The 19,210-nt window shown below is 55.1% G+C and carries 13 protein-coding genes; 4 read left to right on the top strand and 9 right to left on the bottom strand.

Annotated features, from left to right (window positions below):
• Nucleotides 1-29: 29 nt before the first annotated feature.
• Both BLR57_RS19770 and BLR57_RS19500 read right to left on the bottom strand, forming a co-directional pair.
• Nucleotides 30-1,862: an AI-2E family transporter gene (locus tag BLR57_RS19770; protein ID WP_244510059.1), complete on the bottom strand. Its 1,833-nt coding sequence runs from the start codon at nt 1,860-1,862 to the stop codon at nt 30-32.
• Between the two features lie 9 nt (nt 1,863-1,871).
• Complete coding sequence (locus BLR57_RS19500; RefSeq protein ID WP_170830669.1) at nt 1,872-2,978, bottom strand: hypothetical protein; 1,107 nt, start codon at nt 2,976-2,978, stop codon at nt 1,872-1,874.
• Nucleotides 2,979-3,208: 230 nt separating this feature from the next.
• Here BLR57_RS19500 and BLR57_RS15860 point away from each other — a divergent pair, with 230 nt between their 5' ends.
• The 3 genes from BLR57_RS15860 to BLR57_RS15850 all read left to right on the top strand — a co-directional run bounded on the left by BLR57_RS15860 (nt 3,209) and on the right by BLR57_RS15850 (nt 6,326).
• On the top strand, nt 3,209-4,516 hold the full coding sequence (locus tag BLR57_RS15860) for a tyrosine-type recombinase/integrase (RefSeq protein WP_089699178.1): 1,308 nt from the start codon (nt 3,209-3,211) through the stop codon (nt 4,514-4,516).
• A 443-nt stretch (nt 4,517-4,959) separates the two neighbouring features.
• Nucleotides 4,960-5,871 carry a ParA family protein gene (locus tag BLR57_RS15855; RefSeq protein WP_089699176.1) on the top strand — a complete coding sequence of 304 codons (912 nt, stop codon included), beginning with the start codon at nt 4,960-4,962 and terminating at the stop codon, nt 5,869-5,871.
• A gap of 14 nt (nt 5,872-5,885) precedes the next feature.
• Complete coding sequence (locus tag BLR57_RS15850; protein ID WP_170830682.1) at nt 5,886-6,326, top strand: DUF8160 family protein; 441 nt, start codon at nt 5,886-5,888, stop codon at nt 6,324-6,326.
• 65 nt (nt 6,327-6,391) lie between these two features.
• Here BLR57_RS15850 and BLR57_RS15845 read toward each other — a convergent pair whose 3' ends face one another.
• The 7 genes from BLR57_RS15845 to BLR57_RS15815 form a co-directional block, all read right to left on the bottom strand.
• On the bottom strand, nt 6,392-12,364 hold the full coding sequence (locus tag BLR57_RS15845; RefSeq protein ID WP_089699173.1) for a sacsin N-terminal ATP-binding-like domain-containing protein: 5,973 nt from the start codon (nt 12,362-12,364) through the stop codon (nt 6,392-6,394).
• A 114-nt stretch (nt 12,365-12,478) separates the two neighbouring features.
• Nucleotides 12,479-13,717 carry an orc1/cdc6 family replication initiation protein gene (locus BLR57_RS15840; RefSeq protein WP_089699170.1) on the bottom strand — a complete coding sequence of 413 codons (1,239 nt, stop codon included), beginning with the start codon at nt 13,715-13,717 and terminating at the stop codon, nt 12,479-12,481.
• 893 nt (nt 13,718-14,610) lie between these two features.
• Nucleotides 14,611-14,934 carry a DUF6788 family protein gene (locus BLR57_RS15835; protein WP_089699168.1) on the bottom strand — a complete coding sequence of 108 codons (324 nt, stop codon included), beginning with the start codon at nt 14,932-14,934 and terminating at the stop codon, nt 14,611-14,613.
• A 64-nt stretch (nt 14,935-14,998) separates the two neighbouring features.
• A complete protein-coding gene (locus BLR57_RS19990; RefSeq protein ID WP_089699166.1) occupies nt 14,999-15,544 on the bottom strand; it encodes a hypothetical protein in 546 nt (181 codons plus the stop codon).
• 136 nt (nt 15,545-15,680) lie between these two features.
• Entirely contained in the window at nt 15,681-16,607 is a 927-nt protein-coding gene (locus tag BLR57_RS15825; protein ID WP_089699164.1) for a M78 family metallopeptidase domain-containing protein, read from the bottom strand.
• A gap of 86 nt (nt 16,608-16,693) precedes the next feature.
• Nucleotides 16,694-17,041, bottom strand: a complete 348-nt coding sequence (locus BLR57_RS15820; protein WP_089699161.1) for a DUF8013 domain-containing protein — start codon at nt 17,039-17,041, stop codon at nt 16,694-16,696.
• Nucleotides 17,042-17,113: 72 nt separating this feature from the next.
• Nucleotides 17,114-18,115 carry a DUF6610 family protein gene (locus BLR57_RS15815; RefSeq protein WP_089699447.1) on the bottom strand — a complete coding sequence of 334 codons (1,002 nt, stop codon included), beginning with the start codon at nt 18,113-18,115 and terminating at the stop codon, nt 17,114-17,116.
• A 442-nt stretch (nt 18,116-18,557) separates the two neighbouring features.
• Here BLR57_RS15815 and BLR57_RS15810 point away from each other — a divergent pair, with 442 nt between their 5' ends.
• Nucleotides 18,558-19,202: a helix-turn-helix domain-containing protein gene (locus BLR57_RS15810; RefSeq protein ID WP_089699159.1), complete on the top strand. Its 645-nt coding sequence runs from the start codon at nt 18,558-18,560 to the stop codon at nt 19,200-19,202.
• Nucleotides 19,203-19,210: the final 8 nt, after the last annotated feature.

Below are 19,210 nucleotides of genomic sequence, written 5' to 3'. Positions count from 1 at the left end.
TTCAAAAATGTGTCGTCGGTGCAGCCTAATCAGAAATTCAGGATCATTCCGATAAACAGCGGAAGGAGAGGATAAACGAATGAAAGGCCGATGATGACGAGAGTGACTATCGCCGCTGCTCTGCTAAAATACTCGTAGCCGCTGTGGCCGAACGGTCCATCAGTGGGAGCGAAAGAAAGGATTGCGAGCACGACACCAGAGACCGCTAACGCAAGTGACTGCGGTTGTCCGAACGAAAATGCGAACCCAGACCAGATTGCCAATCCACACCAGACGGTGAGTAGAGCGTAGAAGACTCTTCGAAGCTGGGTTTGTGCCCGCTGCCGCTGCGTTTCAGCTAACCCCACGTATGCTGATTTCCGCTCTTCCAGATCACCAAACCGGAATAGATCCTTGTTGAACCGGCGGATGTGCTTCTCGTAGAATTCGTAGTCGTTCTTCACCTCTGTGATTGTGTCGTTCAGGTCCTCAATTCTCCCCTGAATGAGAGGGAGGTAGAACCCAACAATCACAATAAGAACAAAAATCGAAAACGGGGGCACCAGATCTCGGTCGCTCCATCGAAGTACCAAGAAGATGTTCGCGACGATTGCACCAAGGAGTGTGAACGTCAATCGTTGGATATCTTGAGAAGTTTCATTGGCTGCCGACGAAAGCCTCTCAGTCAATCCAGCCATCAAAGTCTGCGTGTCTTCAAGTACATCACTTAGAGCTTCGAAATTTTCTTCGACAGCAGATACCTGGAGATCCTGGTAACTCGATTTAACGTCCTCAATGACCTCTGGGAGCATCTCGATGCCACGCTCCGTACCTCGACAGTGTTCGGTTATCGCCAACTGCCAGAGATCCCGAAATGCGTCTTTTTTCTCTTCAGCTTCAAACGATTGATGAAGGTCTCTAATCGCGCAGATTCCATTCCTGCCCCACTCTGCACATTGCTCGGACAAGTCAATCCGGGGGTTGAATTCAGGTTCACTAGAGAATAGGAACTGCATCGTCTGACCGTCGCGGTCAACAGCTGCGGAGAGAACTCCTAAGAGAGAGTATGCATAGAGAGGAGAGACTTGTTCATTGTCGCAGGTTTCCCAGAGGCCCTCAACTACCGAAGGGTGGATTGGTGAAAGGTCTCCACGCCAGTGAGTGAATTTTCGGGAAGCAGACATCGAGTCAAAGTATTGGTCGGCAGCCTCCTCGACTTCCTCCTTTGGGAGTGTTTCAACGCTACTCGCAGTCCACATTGGAACGGGGAAGATCTCATCTGGAGCATTCTGAAGAAAGAGAAACACAGGGAAGGATTCGTATTCGAAGAGCTCAGCTGCAACCTCATGTGGGCTGTGACTTCCGATCCATTCGAAGAAATCTGATGGCGTCCACCAGAGGAGAGGGTTCAAATCAAAATCAGAAGTTAACTCATCGCCGAGAAGGTCGGAGGCAATCGTCCGCTTTTGAAGGCCTATCTCGATAGTGACGCGGGTACTCGCATCGTTGAGTTTTGATGCAAATTCATAAATCAAGCCAGCAGCGTTCCGAATCTCATCTGGATAGTACCGGTCGAACCCATCACGATAATAATCGACATCGACGGCAGGGTCCAGATCGCGGTCAGCGAGCGCCTGTAGACCTTCGTCGTTTACGCTGAGTTCTCTCCCAGACAATTCGAACAATCGCTGATCATCAGCTATCAAGCGAAAGCCGCTAAAATACGCAGGAAACGAATCCCAAGCCTCGAATAGATTTTTGAATGTGTCCTCGGACAGAGAGCTGGCCTCAGTATCGATCGAGAGATTAGAGAGGGCTTCATCATTGACTGATCCGGTACTCGAAACTGCGACTATCCTTTGAATGAACTCACGAGGCGTCATTTGAATAGGCTAGAACAGGTCTCGGATGTCAGGAACATTAGACAGGTCGTCGACCAACGAGCGCTTTCCATTCCCACTTCCGACTGTGAGTTCCGGCTGTAGATCAGAAAGTAGCAGATAAAACTGATCACCGTCTCGTGCGAGTTGGACGTTATCACTGTCACGCAATTCGCTTATTGACACACGAATCGATTTCCCTGCAATTCGAACACTAACGTCCCCCTGATCGACGTTTACCTCTGTTCCGTCCTCATCATCCAGCGTGATTGGACCCCCATCAGTGAAGTCCTGATACGTGGAGAAAGCTGCCGAGGTTTCACTTTCGCTGGCACGTTGCTTGATTGCGGATTCAACTAGTTCGTCCGGGTGCGGCGCTGCTTTGAGATTCAGGAAGCCGTACCAATACTTGGCGTAGTGTTGTGCTCCTCCTTCCTGATACAGCTGTGCACTATCTTCGTCGATTACCTCCTCAAATTTGTCGTACTTGGGATAGACGACGCTCTTGTCGGTCTCTTCTTGAATAACGCGCTCGTTCTCGGTGAAGACTGCTTCTGTATCTTCGTGGTCGAGGTCGATTTCGTGAGCGCCTTCCAGATAGGGAGTTTTCAGAATCGCTGCGAATGTTTCGTCGTACTCGCTAAATTGAGTGTAGATGAGAAGGTCAGAGACAGAGCGTGCTTCATTAAGATAGAGCTGAGAAAGAGACTCTCCAGCGCTTTCGATATCACTCCCGTCCCGAACTTTTTCCAGTAATTCCACAGTCGTACGGCCCTCCCCCTCAAGATTTACCGATGCACTGCGAGCGGCATCGGTGAAGATGTGATTTCGGGCGTTCTTCGTGTCGTCACTATTGTAACGTCGCCCTAGCGTGTCCCGCAGCATACTTGCGACAATACGCTCGGCTTCTGCACCAGCATCAGTGACTAAATCGTCCCCGTCAAGTGTACCAACAAGATCTGGGGTCGGATTTTCGATTTCCTCACCCATTTCGCAACTGAATACGGCAACAGACTCGACATCCACCATATTTTGTAATCCAATAATTGCCGTGGTCAAATGTCTATCGGAGAGAATGACATATTGTAATCTCAATCTCAATCCTCCCGAGAAGTCCATATCGCAACATACAGTTTATTCGCTTGGCGCATTTTCCCGTGGGTTTAGTCGTGGGTTTAGCAGACTCTCCCGGTCAGCCGAACCCACAAACTGATAAGGAATCCGACTAAAACGCTGAGTAACCCGAATATGCCACTCTTAGAATCGCCATACCGCAGCGCGATTGGGCTTCTAGCCAATTTCTGCAGAAACCCAGTTGCAACCGTTCGAAGCCTGCAGAGAACACTATCATGAGTCGGTCTGATGTCGAACAGGAGGGCGAGACCGACGCTGAGCAGGTGCCATCATTCGAGAGTGTCCGATGGACCTCGTGTTCGCTCGAGGACTTCACGGAGCTGTACTGGGACGAGATCGCCCCCTGCCTCGAAGCAGAGGATATCGACCCGTCGAGAGAGAAACCCACCCATCAATGGTTTCGAGATCACGATGCCCGGTCATTCCTCGCGGCTCTCCGTCGCCATCACGGCCGTTCGTTCGGTGAGTTCTGGGCCGAGGACCTCGGGCTTGGTGACGGTGAAGAAGGCTACTCATGGGCAACAACGGACGATGCGACAATCGACGCCCTCGAACAGTTCCTCAACCGACGGAAATCACGATACAGTCTTGCGACGTCGTCCGTCGACGCCCTCCGAACGCGACTGAATCTCTACGTCCGTGCTTACCGAGAGGCAAACGGTACAGACGACCTCCTCACACCGATTCAACGAGACCAAGAGAATCCAGCCTACGAAGCCGTTGACGCGGTCTATGCGGCATTCGACTGGTTGAACGAGGGAACAGAACGAGAGTACAGTGCCCAGACGCTCCAGCGTGTGCGGCGCGTCGTCGACGCGTGGTATCAGCATCTGGTCGGTCGGCGGGTTGCCTCGATGAACCCTGCAAGCGGCCTCTACGACGAATTCAAGTGGGAAGTCGAAGATTCCCCGACACCGTCCCTTTCGGCAAGTCATATCCGGGAGCTGATGCAGGCGGCGGACACGACGCGAGAACAACTGCTCATCGTGGCGTTAGCTGGCTGGGGACTACGAGCGAGTGAGGTCGCAGCACTCCACGTCTCGCAGTTCCACCGTGATGTTCCCGAAGACGACGTCCCCTTCATCACGTTCGGTAGCCGTAAGAACGGGCCCGGTGAGGTGTCTCTCCTCTACGGGATGGACGTGTTCGACTCCCGGATCGACGAACTAGCGGAAGACGAGGAGTGGACTGGATACCTGTTCCCGTCCTCACAAGGAGAAACGCCGTACGTGACCCGGGATACGATTCGTAATTGGTTCCAGAAGCTTGCATCGAAAGCAGGTCTCCCGGAGCGAATCGCTGGAGAGCGACCGAGTCCGCAGCTCTGTCGTCGGTTCTGGTACGACACCTATACCGCAGTACTCGAAGGTGTACTTGAAGGCGTCGACGAAATCGCTGCAGAGCAGGGGAGTAGCGATCCTCGGGTGGTGATGCAGAATTACCTCTCTGACTCGCGTTCCCGTCGAGTCCGGCGCGAGTTCATGCGAGAACAACTGGACGAAGCCTTCGGAGAGAGAACGTAGCATCATCTACCACCCTTTCCGTGGTCACTCCTTGATTGACAATTGATCCTTTGAATCATTGAATCACAGAATCAAGGAAGTAGTGAGTACTGGAAGTCGTGAGTCAGAGATTGCATGATTCAGAGAGTCAACGGCGACACAAAGATATGGGAGTCAAGAAATCAAAGAGTAATGGAATCATTGAATCAGTGAATCAGTGAGAGTCTGAGAACTTGAATTGCGGATTCAGGGACCGTAACCCGCGCAATAAATCAATGAATCAAAGAAATCTGGATGTTGTGAATCATTGAATACAAGAATCAATGATTCAGTGATAGAGAACAGAGAACGAGGAATTGCACTCTACAGCTATTCTGTCGCCCGTATTCGGCAGAACCAGGTTAAGAGAGATACGACTGAGTGTCTGACATGGATTTATGAGTCATTGATTCAATGATCGAACTATGACCGAGACACCTCGTGGATGGGGCGTCACACCATCGACCGGTATCCCGACGATTGCCTTCGGGAACCAGAAAGGCGGGACTGGAAAGACAACGGCAACGATCAACAGCGCAGCGGCGCTGGCAACTCGCGGCCACGATGTTCTTGCAATCGATATGGACCCACAGGCCGACATGACGAAAGGCCTCGGTCTGGGGCCTGGCGACGACAACGATCCTTCCAGCCCGAAGAACGAACTCCCCAATACACTTGTTACCGATGACGCGAACCTGCTCGACGTACTCGTCGACAATCCGCGCACGCACGATACGAGTCTTTCAGAGATCGTGATCGAGGCCGACGAATACGACCATCTGAACTTCGACCTGATTCCCAGTCACAAGGACATGGGCCTTGCTCGAGATTGGATGGATGATGCGAACGCTCGCCTCTCGCTGAAACTCGCTCTCGAAGAGATGGTCGACGACGGCTACAACTACGATTTCATCGTAATCGACTGCCCACCAGACCTCTCCGTACTGACCGACGCGGCGTTCATTGCGGCCCAGAACGTCTTCCTGGCTGCACAGACCCAAGCAACGTCGCGGGACGCACTTGATGACCTGTGGGACCAGCTGGAGTCCATCGAAGACAACCAGCAGATTGAGATTGCGATCGTCGGACTCCTGGCGAATATGTACCGGGACGACGGTCAGTCGAAAAAATTCCTCAACGCCTTCGACGAGTCTTTCGCGTCGATGGCACCGATTTTCAAGCTCCCAATGCGAGTGGCGATTCAGCGCGCGTGGGACAACGGACGAGATATTTTCGAGTGGGAGGATCCGAACGATCAACAAGTAGAGCGTGACCTCTTCCTGGAAGTTGCACGGACGATGGAACGAGCGTTCGACAAGACGCAGGTGGAGGCGTAAGTATGCCCCGAGGAATGGACGAGCGATTCGAGGATCCTTCAGACGAAGGGAAAGACGAAGACGCTAGCGCCGAGGACGGAGGTTCGGAGACGTCGTCAGAACCAGAAGCGGAGGGTGGCGATACTACAGCGGCCACTGAACAACGGTCAAACAACCAAGAAACCGCAGCCACGACGAGCGACGAATCGTCGACGAGTGGAGCAGAAGAAACAGACGATGAGCCGCTGAATATCCGCGAGGATTGGGATTCAGCCACGATATACGTCGAACCGGAGCAGAGTGAGGACATCGAAATCACATTTACTCGCCTGAAGAAGCAGCTGAAACGCGAGGACGTTACGCTGGAGAAGAACAAACACTTCTACCGCGGCGTCTTCGAGGTGGCCTTTGGCGAGTACCGAGAAGAAACGAAAGAGAAGATTCGCGAGCTCGCAAAGCAAGACGCTGATCAGTGAATCAGTGATTCACTGAATTCAGGGGCATGACTGCTTCCTCTACCAAACTGCTTGTTAGAGGCTATTCACTGGTCTACACTCATATTCATATATCCGCCTTTTACAACCTCCTCAAAGGGATTCCCTCGAACCAGAGACTCGGCATCCGAAACATCTTCGAGAACGATTTCGGAGACAAATTTTGTTTCCGACGCCCAGTTGGACGTTCCAGGAGCAGGAACATAGACAAGACGAATCACATACGGGCGGTCGTTTCGGAGGAATGCCTTACACCGGCGGTATTCGTTGGTTGTTAGCCGGAAGTGGAATGGCGGGGAACGTCCACCAACGGCCTTCACTTCGACAGGAACGAACTGGTCAATGTCGAACTCTCGGCGAGGACCTGACAAGGGCCCAAAGGGGTCGATTATGTCGAAACCAGGACCCTGCTCGAGTGTGACGTTACAGAGCCTGACAAGCGGGTGATCTCGGAGCCGTCCATCACCCAGGTGGTCGCGCCAATTGACAATGGAGTCACGAGTCAACCCGCCTCCCGCCAGCAGCGGCAGTAGTTCCTGGTTCCAAACTCGCTCGAGATGCCAATCGTGGTCCCCGTTCTGCTGATCGTCGTAAAGCGCACGGAACTTTGAGCGAACCATTCGAATCATTCCGACCGGTTGGTCGTCAAGCCACGACGCAGTATCATCCAGAATTGCGACAAGAGTCGCAGCCTCACCTTGCTGGCCCCGACCGCGATACTGCGTACTACCACCACCACCGCCACTACCAGTCGTCCGTGTCGAGGCGGTTTGCACGTCGAACCCGGAGTCAAGAAGGCTCTCAGTTGAGAATTGCTGTCCACTCATTGCAGCCGACTGGAGGTCAGCAAGTGCGCCATCCTGATGATCAGCAGCAGAGACAGTAGCCTCATCTTCTGGTAGCTCTCCCTTGAGGATATACCGTCGAAGCATTGCCTCCAGATTCGCTGTTTCGCTCGCGATTGCTCCCGAGAGTTTCTCAAGGAATGGGTTGACGATCTGCGACTGGAACCGTTCATCGGGGGAATAGTAGAATAATAGCTCGCCGTCTGCACCTTCGTTCTGTAATCGGTCTGGGAGCCGATCAGTCCACTTAACGCTTGACTCCGTCGACAAGGTGCGAAGCCGTGACCGCCACACATCGATGTCGTGGAGATCTGTCGTCTCCGTCCGATCCCAAACGTTCATGACAGCGAGTACACGGACGTAAGCGGACGGAACAGACTGTGGGAAACACGATGTCGCATCAAGCGCTCTCGCGTTCTTTGCTAGCCAGTCAATTAACACTGATTCGTGCCCACTTTCAGACTCCAAGATTATTTCTCGCCACGGACGCCGGTCCTCACCAAAGAGACGATTGAGAACAAATCCGATCTCGGAAGGAAGGTTCTCCCGGACGTCGCGAACAAATATTGCTTGGGGAGACGTTCTATCTAAGGTAGTGGCTTCGTCGCTGCACATGGCCCGCTTGAAGTCTTGTACTGCGGTGTCGTTCTCGCTCTCGACTGCTTCAATAACGTCATCGACTGTCGGAGCGACCGCGCCATCGAAGCGTTCAACCAAGGAGGTAATGGCCTCAAGCTGTTGACGGAGGTCTCGACGCCGTCTCGTTCCCAGAACTCGTGCGACGTCGTCGACAGGAAAGGTTCGACGTTGCCATCTCTTCGTGAGTTCTGCTGGTGAGACGTCGTCGTCGAGTGCCTCCCGAAACGTTGCGATTGTCGTCGGTTGTTCGGCTAGCAGCGAGACAGCGTTCGCGAGCCCGGCGAGGGTGAGTCCGTCGTCGAAGGCTGCTGAATTGAACACGAAGGCTTCTTCACCGTTTCGAGGTGCGTAGAGCCCCGATTTCGGGGCGTCAAAATCATCGTCGATGGCTTCGGGGAACTGTTCAGCCACTCGAAGCTCCGCGATTGCGGCGTCTAAATCATCTGCAAATTCGCGGATTCGATCCTCACTCCGCTGTTCGAGTGATGCAACGAGGAGCACCATCCGATCACGGAGTGCCGAACGGAATTCGGCGACTGACTCGTCCGTGAATGTCAGCTCGTCCGCATCGAATATTGGTTTCGACGCGTCGACTCGCGCAATCCCGAGAGCGTTGGTGAGCCGGGTAAACGGCCCTGACGCAGTTCGGGGTAGGAGCCAGTGTCCGCCCTGTTCGACGGCACGGCGTTCCCACGGCTTCGGTGACTGATCCTCGTAGTAGCGACCCTTGTCGGCGTTCTTTGCCAGCCACTCTAGCGACGCGACTTGCCACTCACCGCTACGCTTAATCGGGAGGTGGGACAGGAACGGCAAGTCGACATCTTCTGCTGCTGGGTCCTCTGCAGGCAGCTGGCGCAGAATTGGTTCCAGGAGCGCCGTGTAAGCTGCGTTCCAATCATTATCCCGGTCGTCGGGGATATCGAGAGCGACCGGTTCCTCGTTTGGGCCGTCGACAGCGAGGACTTCGAGGAGCCGGTGAAGATGCCATGCAGCTTCAGTTGCATCGAACGAACCGACTGGTTTCACTCCCAGCTTTCGGAGCAGTTCTTCAGAGAGATCGAGGTCATCCGGATCAATGTGCGGGAAGAGTCGAGAGGCTCTAGCCCCACGCGACCCTGTCTTTACGACTGTGTAGGCAAATCGGGCAGCGTCATCTCCCCAGGGGTCTTGAAGTTCTGGATTCGTTGTTACGGTCGCGTCCCAGACTGCCAGTTGGCGAAGCTGCCAGTTCAGGAGCGTCGGGATAGACTTCGACCATCCGTAGCCGTCACGCTGATGACCATGCGAGCAGGTCCATCCCGTCTCAAGAATCGACTTGGTGAACTTGCCTTCGTACCGGTGGAGGAGTTCGAGGAGATTCTCTTCGCCGAGCCGCTGAACTGCGTCGAGGTCGTCGAACCAGATCCACGTTGCGAGGAAGACGTCTCTGAGGACGCCATCTGTCTTGACGTTACATTTGTTGGAGTGCTCGGCAGTTGTTTGTGGATGTCTTCCCGGCGCCGTGATCCACTGTTGATAGACGTTTCCTGCATCTTCTAAGGAACGCTGGAGTGCGTCAGCACTCTCCGGGACGCCGTCACCCGCCAGAAAGTCGCCTGAAGACCACTCGACGGGATCCCAGGATGCGCCGCCTCGAGTTCGTGGATGCCCGGACCCATACATCCACACCGTCCGGATATCGGGAAGCACCGAGACACCGAACAACGAGAGTGTTTTCGCGATTCGCTCGTGAGCGTCGTCAGTCTCAAGCGCACCGGCAATCGGAACCCACGCCTCTTCAGTCGGCGCTGGCCATGTCGCACTTGCATTCCCATCGAATGTGTCCCAGTCTTCAGTCGCATCCTCTCCGTGGGCTAGCGCCCGGATACGCTGCCAATCGTCGCCGAGTATCGTTTCTCGGATAGAATGGGTGCCTCCCTCTCGCGGGAGGGTGAGTCGATTATTTCGGAGATTCAGGCGTCGGCGAAGGTTTTGCCGCTGGTCACCTTCTGACCGTGCAACCGCGGATTTCACGTATTCAGTCGGAACAAACGACCCCTCGTCTGTCTGAAGGTCCGTCGACTCGCTCCCGAGTTTGTTGATCTGCTTCGCGAGGAAGTAGAAGTCCAGCGCCTTCACACGCGTCGAGTCGTCCATCGCGAATGTATCCAGGAGTTCGCGGAAGTAGCTCGGCGTGCCATCGTAGACACGAACTCCCCACGGTCGACCAGCGAGGTCAAGAACGCGACGGGCCCGTTCGTTCTGTTCGACTGCTCGATCCAAGAAGTAGACTCGGAAACTCGACTTCTCACGCGGTACTTCAGGCGGTTGGGTGTCTCGTTCCGGTGAGTTGACGTCCCAGATGACTGACCGTGTGCGGCTCGTCCCACGCTCGTTCGGATTTGGCCCCGATCGTGCCTCGATGGGAACGAGGAGGGTACTATCCGCCGCATCACTCTCAGAGTGTGTTTCTTCGGCGTCGTCACCGACTACTCCGTTCTCGCTGGTGCGACGGCAGGGCAGGAGGTATACGCCCTCGAGATGCGAGGAGAGCATATCGAGCGTCGCTGACAGCTCGTCGTCGTTCGAGCCAGAGCGGAGTATCGTCTCGATAGTACCGATAAATAGTGCCCGAGCAGTACCGGAGTCACAGACGAGATGTGACGTATCCTGACCGACCATTTGACTGTCGAGGTGGCTGCCAAGGATCGCGCCCCATGAGCGGGCAATCTCGGTTGAGAACTGTTCCGTATCGTCAACCCGGAGGAGTGCCTCGATTCTCTCCTCCCATGTGGCCGGGACGGAATGACAGCCTTCGAGTGTTTTCTTCGTCGGGAAATGACGGTCGACGACAGCGTCGGAAACTGATTCATCAAGCGAGTCAGTCACATCGAACAGTGCGAGGAAGCCATCGCGCACGGTGCCGTCCCAGTGCAGAAGCGACTCACCGGGTACAACAGGTGTCGAGATCCCGTCTTCATCGCTAACTGTGGGAACGCACGGCCGCTCACGGAGTTCCTCATAGACTGCAGCACGGAACCACGTGAGCAAGCTCGCCTGTGAACTCGGGTCGTCCGGGTAGCTCTTCGGTGGTGGCGGGAGGAGGATCCACGGATAGCGGTCGCCAAAGTTGCTCCTTCCTGCTGCCTCGGCAACTCGAGCAACGAGCTCCACTCCTCGTTCGAGGACTGCCTGATTCTCATCGAGGCTGTTGAGACTGAGATCCTTCCGATTTGTCTCGACCGTGAAGTGCCCATGGAGACAGAACGGAAGCGAAACGTCCCGTGTATTCTCGATCGGATAGTACAGGTATAGCGGATATTCCTGTGGTCGCTCTCGTTCAGTTCTCGTCTGCGGAACGAGCAACTGCGTGGATGCGTCGGCGTCAGCAAACCCGAACTGGTCAAACTGCTCGTCCGCGAACGATGTGTCCGTTCCCTCGACAGCCACCGTAACTGTCTCATGACGCACTGTCTCGCTATCGAGTGGCCCAGGGGTACGGTTGACGTCCCATCGCTCCCGGCTTGGTTGCTCCGTGCCGTCGACGCGTTCGAGCAGCAATGACTCGATCCCGCCAAACTGGATGAGCGTTTCGGCTGTCAGCGTTTCACTCGTCGCGCGTTCACCGTCAGCCTCCTTCGAGAGATACGACCACAGCCGTTCGGCCCGACCATCGCTACCTCTGTCGGACGATTCAGGTAGTGGAATATCGAACTCCTCGAGGAGGTCTCGCCACTCCGTGTCCTCGTACTCAACGAAAACAGCCGTGCGGAAGGGGTCACCGTACCATTCGTCGACATCGCCAGTGAGGAGCGCCGATGCCCGGTCAGCAACGGGATCGTCTGCCCCAGAAGCGGTCGTCAGGGGAACCGGAAAATCGAATAGCGGGAGCTTGCCAATGTCTTCCCGAGTGTCTTGGGTCAGCTCCTCGGTTCGCTGATCAGCATCCGAAGCTGTGGTGAGTGACTGGATCGCTTCGTTCGAGACGGCGCCACGAAGCTCGAACCCAGATGTGTCGTATCCTAACGACGAGAGCAACGCAGCAGTGACGTACGACCGACTGAGCCTGGTACGAAGCGTTTCGTTTGTAGCACTTTCGTGGCGCGTCCAGATCTCGAATGCATCCCCTGTTGCGAGTATCGACTTCAGTCCAACTCCCTTGTGTCCAATTTCTTGGTCACTATTCCCCTTCGACGATTCACCGATCATCGTGACGGCGTCCTCGACGTCTGGATCGAACAAATCAAATGGACGTCCGGTGTTCGCGACGAGCACGCCTTCGTCGTACACTCCCACGTAAACGCGACCACCGTCCGTATCACTAGGAATTGCATCGCGGGCGTTCTGGAGGAGTTCAAGAATCTCTCGCCCTTCGTGGCCACCGGCGATTGCTCGCTCTGCGTTCCCACTTTTCACTTTATCACGAAGGAGTTCTGAAATCGTACTTGAGGACGACGTCGCAGAAAAGTCGTCGAGAAAATGGTCCCATCGGTCGGTCCACCGTTGGAAGAGTTCCTCTTCAGAAAGGTGGGTGGCGACCGTCGACTGACTTGCCATGCTATCGACAGATGAGGAGTTCGTTGATAAATGCCGGGGACGGTTCTCCAAGAACTACTCGAGTTATCGAAGGAGTCGGTCGACACTATTGAGCAGAAAGACGCTTTCGTGAAGCTACATCGCCGCGAACTCTTCACCAGAGTCGGGAAGGTACTCGATGATACTCCGGTGGGCACCGAATTCGCTGATAATTGTCTGTAGCGCGTCGACGACGGTCGCGATGTCGCGGTTGAGTTCGTGCTCGCGGTACGTTCCGCCGTCCTGACCACGGTGTTCCATATGCGAGAGCGTGAGATTGAGAATCTCGAAGTCGGACAGGAAGCTACGCATCCTGCGAGCCGTACGTGGGTCTCGACCCTGGAACTCACAGAGTTCTTTGTAGCGCTGGTAGACGATCCGCGACCGGGAAGGAGTAGAATCCTCGGCAGCGAGCGTGGTCAGCGCGTAGAGCGTGAGTTGCTCGTGTTCGGTGAGGTCGCGCATGATATCCATGCTCTGCTGTGCCTCGAGCTTCTCCTGGGCGCGTTCGACGTGGTCGGTCGTAACCGAATCCGCGTTCTCGGTGCGTGCCAGATCACCCGCCTTCCGAAGAAGTGTAATCGCTCGTCGGGCGTCACCACCATCTTGGCGACCGAGGGCTGCACACAGCGGAATCACGCCCTCTTCGAGTGCGCTCTGGTGGAACGCGATTTCTGCCCGCTGTTCGAGGACCTTCTGGAGCTCTTCCGTACCGTACGGGGGGAACGAAATCTCGGTTTCACACAGCGACGACTGAACCTTCGCATCGAGCTGCTCTCGGAACGTCGAGTCGTTACTGATCCCGATGAGGCCGAGCTGGATGTTGTCGATGTACCCGTTGTTGTCGGCACGGGTAATCTGGTAGAGGAATGTGTCGTCCGTGATGTGGTCGATCTCGTCGAGAACGATGATCACGGTCCCCGAGAGCTTGTTGAGTTCATCCCAGAGAAGACGATAGACCTTGGATTGGGGGTGGCCGGTTTCAGCGATGTGGTGTTCGGGCTCTCGGAGATTGTTCACCAGACTAATCGCCGCCTGGTAGCTCGTGCTGAGACCGTCGCAGTTGAGGGAGATGACAGAGAGGTCGACTTCGAAATGCTCCGCCGAATCCAAGAGCTCGTTCAGTAGGAAGTTCGTTACAGCGGTCTTGCCGACGCCGGTCTTGCCGTAGATGAAGATGTTGTCGGGGTACTCACCGTTGATGATCGGCTGCAGGGCCGCTTCGTACTCCTCGATCTCGTTGTCCCGCCCGACGATGTCGTCTGGAACGTACTCGACTTTGAGTGTATTCCGCCGTTTGTACAGCGTATCGTCCGGCTGAAATCGGGGAGTCATATTGTCCTCGACTGATTCAGGCTAGAATCATAACTGTTTCGACCACCGTTTCCGCTATTTCCAGTATAACCGCCATGGGGCGTGGGTTCCACTATTCGATATCGACCCCGCCATTTCCAGTCTATTGGAAGAATGTCGTGTTGGCTGTCACGAGGAGAGAACACAGAAGACCCGACTCTCGATGAACAACCCACCCCACTATTTCCAGTAAACACAGCAGATCGCGGATGACCGACCCACCCCGTCGTTTCCAGTAATTCGCGGTAACTTCAGGTAGCGAGTCACGAGTGAGACAGACCACAGGGTTCCAGTATTTCCAGTAAACGTTTCTTTATATACTCGATAGGCCCCACTGTTTCCAGTATATTCGGTCAGAACACGAACCGGTAGACTGCGGAGGGTAACAGCTGACGAGAATGACGGAACACCCCCTCCCCACTATTTCCAGTAAAGCACCACGAAAGAGAGCCACCTAGTGAGAAGCAACTCTAAACTAGAGAAAAGTTTATATCAATGGCGTTTGAGTTAGTCCGTAGGAGGGCTAGAGGACGGTTGCTGTTGCAGTTTACTCTAGTGAAAGAAAGCGACTCGAGAGTTCGGGAGACCTTCGTCACTAGCTTTACTGGAAATAGTGGGGGGAGAGTGGGTGGCTAGAGCCATTAACTCTCATCATGTAAGTGTATTAGTGGAAATGATGGGGTCTGACACTCGTCAGACATTCTGGGTCGGCTAACCAACGTGGTGGGGAATGCTGTTCGCTCGTTGGTTAATGGCCAACCGTGAGTTGTACCAACGTCTACTCGTGTTCGACGAGCTGATGAGACGAGATTGCCAGCCACCACACCACTATTTCCAGTAAAATACCGTCCCTCCGTCTCACCGACAAACGTGGATTAGTTATCCGAATCAACCGGCCCTTTGTATTTGGAACGTATCTTTTCGCCCTCTCTCCATTGCCAGTAGTAGTACCGGTTGTCGTTGATCTCTTTCACCGTGATCGTTGCCTTCGAGGGGACGTCGTCCGGAAGGTCCTCTGGCCGCTCCTCGACCTGGTTGCTCTCTTCGTTTTCCGCTAGCCGTGCTTCTCGCTCATGGTATTCCGCGAGCTCTTCGGCGAACCGAGCGACTTGTCGGAGTACCTCTGGAGGTTGATCATCGAGCTTCGAAACGATGTCAGCTGGAACTTCGTGAGGTGGGTCTGGTGGTGAATAGGACATGGGGCAGGCTCTGTTAACCAACGTTGTCGGCTGATCTCTTAGAATTGTTGGTTAAACAAATCGTCTATTGACTCGAGAGTTCCTCGATAACCGCTACTGTAGCAGCGAGTGTCTGTCGCCGGTCCTCTCGTTCTTCGATCTCCTGGTTCAACTGCCGAATCTCTGTTGAGAGTTGCTCAACTACATCCGTTGTCTCAGGGAGACGGCCATCGGGACGAGGGACGTTCCCACTCCGAATTTCGAGATCGGTCCGCCGTAGATGCTTGCACCCACCGCTCGGGTTCCGCTTCGAGAAATCTGGACACGTACACGTCTCACTCGCAACGTCGACCTCGTAGATGTTCCCTGACTCCGATTTCACCTCGTAGATTCCTCCCTTCTGTAGTAACGAGACATCCATCTCTTCGGTTCGAGCTCGCTTAGTGCGCGGCTCGAGTGTCTCTTGAGACGGGTCCTCGTCAATAGTGGGCTGTTGGCCAGCTTCAGTAGGTGTCGAAGCTGCAGGAGTGAGGTTCGATGCTACCACTCCACCATCGGGTGAATATACTCGCTCTTCGTGGTCTGTTTCGTCTCCGTTCTCTGTCTCGACGATGTCAGTGCGTTCGATCATGATCTCAGTTGAATCGACGTGGCGAGTTCGAGCACGCCGTCGCCCTTCGACGGCGTGAAAAACCGGCTTTCAACGCACCAGGGTCTTCACTCGATTAGTTTCGACTGTGAGTGCTGTTCGGAGGTTAGCCGAAGCGTCACTCCCCGAGTGATCGAATAATCTCCTGAGCGGTGGAACTGATTCGACCGAGACGCTCTTGAATCGCCTCCGGATCATCGCCCTGCCATGCAGCGAGATAGAACGCTGAGCCACTCGTGTCGAGTCCGAAATACCGACCGACTATGTACGCGACAGCTTCTGCTTCGACCTCGCGTTTTGCCCGTTCGGGTTCATCTTCGATATCGAAGTGGAGCAGCGCATGGGCGTACTCGTGAATCAGCGTGACCGCGAGATCTGCCTGGTTCGACCGAGCCCTCGCCTCGACGACTGGCTGAAAGTCGTGTAGGCTCCGATACTTACAGACCCCTTTCGCGTCGCCATGCTCCCAGTCATCGGCATCGACAATGTGAACCGTCACACCGAGTTCATCAGCTGCATCTTTGAGCGCTGGCATCAGGTCGTTGGCGTCGCCCGTCGCAGCTGTCTCCAGTTCGGGAAGCGGTTCTCCTTCCGTCTGTGACACGTCGAAGACTGGTGCTGGTTTGAACCCGACGAGGCCTTTCGACCAGTCATCCGGCGACGTTTCGTCGTACTCACAACCGATGTTCTCGTGGTAGCTGGGCGAATTCTCACACTCGGGACATCGCTTGGTGATGATTGGTGCCCAGATCCAGATGGCCTGTTCGCCTTCCTGGACGTGCCGATCGAAGTCGTTCCGCCATGTGTTGTAGCCTGCGACCTTCGTTGCCTCGGGATACTGGAGCTTGATGAGGAGCGTGTTTCGGTGCGAATAGTCGTGGAACCGACTCTGGACCTCCAGCCACTCTTGGAACTCCTCACTTGCTTGTGCATCGTCGACGTGGTCGACGAGGTCGTCGATCCACGCTTCGATGGTACTGTGCATCTCGTCGTGCCGGGTGTCGGTCTCCTCGAACGAGACCGACGAATCACTACTCGTAGCCATGATTTTCAGGACTCGAATTACCGCAACTGCATCGATTCAGAACGCGCCGCACCCTTCAGGGCGCAAAAAACAACTCCCTTTGAGAGTTACCGGAGTTCGTGTGGTTCGTCCGCGAAACCGACTGCAACGAGGTATTTGAGATACTCGTCGAACATCTCTACGTCGCTCGGTGTGTCTGTCGCGAGGTGTCGCGCCCACTCGATGGCCCACCCGAATGCGGGATCGGACCCACCTTTGCCGTGGATGTACCACCAGCGAGCTGCTTTGAGAACGACGAGTGGGTTCGTCGGCGGCTGTTCACTCGCCAGTCCGCGAGTGATGGATTCGATCTCCGCAGGAACATCACCTGGATCGATTTCCCCGGACCGTGTGTTCGAAATATCGATTGGAATCTCATCGACCGAGACATCGTTCGCATGCTGTCGTTGACTCACTTGATTCACCTCTGGATGAAGACTCTCGATGGAGCCTTCGCCCTCTCAGGGGCTCGAAAAACACTCTCCGAGTCACGCCGGTGGGAAGTAGACGCTCTGCTCGCCGGCTATTTCCTCGAGATTGTTCCGATGGCGATGCGAGAAGTAGCAGTCGTAGCTGCAGTATCCACAGATCTCTCCCGTATCATACTCGGCAACAAAGGGACCACGAGGGGTTCTCCAGACATTTGTCCCGCATCCAGTACAGGCAGCACCGTCGAGATTACTCGGTGATGGCCCCTCGTACCCTACATCCAGACCGGCATCTTGCGGTGTCGAATCTGGCCAGACGCCGTGTCCCTGCCAGAACTCTCGGAGTCGACCAAGGCTGTGACGAACGGTCTTCCGAACCGTGACGTGGTCAGCGTCCCGGCCGCTGTCGTCCCATCCGGCAGCTGTCCAGAACTCTCCGAACTGCGCGCCACGATGGAGTCCGTTCCAGTCAACACCGACGATATCTGCGGGTGGGTGATTCGTGAGCGTCGGTCGGGTCAACTCCTGAATGACGTCAAGCTGTTTCGGCGGGCTCCCCCCGAGGATGTGGACGCGTCGGCCACGCCAGTCGGTCGGTTCGGAGAATTCGTGGGCCAGCCGATCAGCGTAGCCCCTGGAGTAACCGAGTACGATGTCGTCAGGGATCATCTCGATCACCTCCCTGCACTTGGGTACGATGACGAGCTCTGCATCGGGGTAACTCGCTTGGATTTCGCGAGCGGCAGCAACGTAGTCATCGACATCGTCGGGTTCGTACGCGTCACCAATGACGCCGACTCGCGGCTCGTGTTCGAAAAACCGGTCGACGTATCGAGTCAGGTCGGGATTTCGAAAGTCGTTATCGAGCATCCCGACGGGAATCTCTAACCCCTGAAATTGGGATTGCTGATAACTACAGTCTTCACGATAGCCGGGCAGGAAGCCGAGTGTGAAAGCGTCGAGAGCGAACGGAACCCGATGGAGGAACGCCACGTAGTCAGTTTGCTTTGCAGCGTCAATCTCACGTGCGGTGCTACTGCTGGAACTGATATCGAGCGACATGAGTAGGACCCGGAACGGCCACTTCTGGCCGCCCCGCACCCCCTTCCGGGGAATATATAACTGGGTTACTAGAAGCTGTTAACCAACACAAGCGGTAGAGATGGGGTTTCTGTTGGTTAACAACCTGAACGAAGCCAAAGCTAGACTGCCCTTCACCGATTACTCGCTGGAGGGGTGTCGTCGGCGTACCTACTCCGGATTCGGCACCCAGGGATGGGTCTCCCAGCGTGCGAAGCTGCTCTTCTATAAGCAGAAGTTCTCATACAATCGATTGACGTGCTTCACTGTGGTTGATAAATGGGCCGTGCTGAATACAGCGCGCGTATCGGTCACAGGAAAACATCGACGACGAACTGGTTCGAAATCACCGGCATTCAGTTGCTACGACGATCAACCTCAATTGAAGAACGCACTCTTATCGACGCAGTACCTACCTGATTGCATGGCTACCGTCGCCGAATTCACACTCCCATCTAACGAGTTCCCCTTAGGTACCGTCTTCACTGAGTTACCAGACGTGGTCGTGCAACTCGAACGGGTTATTCCGGTTAAAAACGGTGTGGTGCCCTACTTCTGGGTCCGCGGTACGGAGTCCGATTCGATCGTCGATCAGTTCTCTGAGCACCCGGGCGTCCGAGACATCCGCGCTATCGATCACGTCGAAGCGGAGTACCTGTTGCGGTGTGAGTGGACCTCGGGGTACGACAGCGTACTCGACGCCTTGATCGTGCCTGAAATCGTCCTCTTATCAGCGATCGGGACAGCAGAAGAGTGGACGTTCGAACTTCGCGCCGAAAGCCGAGAGGCCATCGCGGCGTTTCGAGACTACTGTCACGACCACGGCGTCCTGGTCACCTTGACGGAAATCCACGCACTCCGCCCGTTGGATGCGAAGCTGGACCTGACTGATGGCCAACGTGAAGCCCTGAGGCTGGCGTATGACCGCGGGTACTTCAATTCACCGCGAGACACGACGCTGGCAGAGATGGCTGTTGAACTCGATGTTTCACAGCAAGCCCTCGGTGCCCGCCTGCGACGAGGGAATCGCCGACTCATCGAACAAGCGCTCACCGAGTCGCGCTCTTGACTTCCTCG

Source organism: Halogranum gelatinilyticum (genome assembly GCF_900103715.1).
Classification (GTDB): domain Archaea; phylum Halobacteriota; class Halobacteria; order Halobacteriales; family Haloferacaceae; genus Halogranum; species Halogranum gelatinilyticum.
The sequence above is the reverse complement of the archived record's forward strand: the minus strand, read 5'-3'. Positions and strand labels throughout refer to the sequence as shown.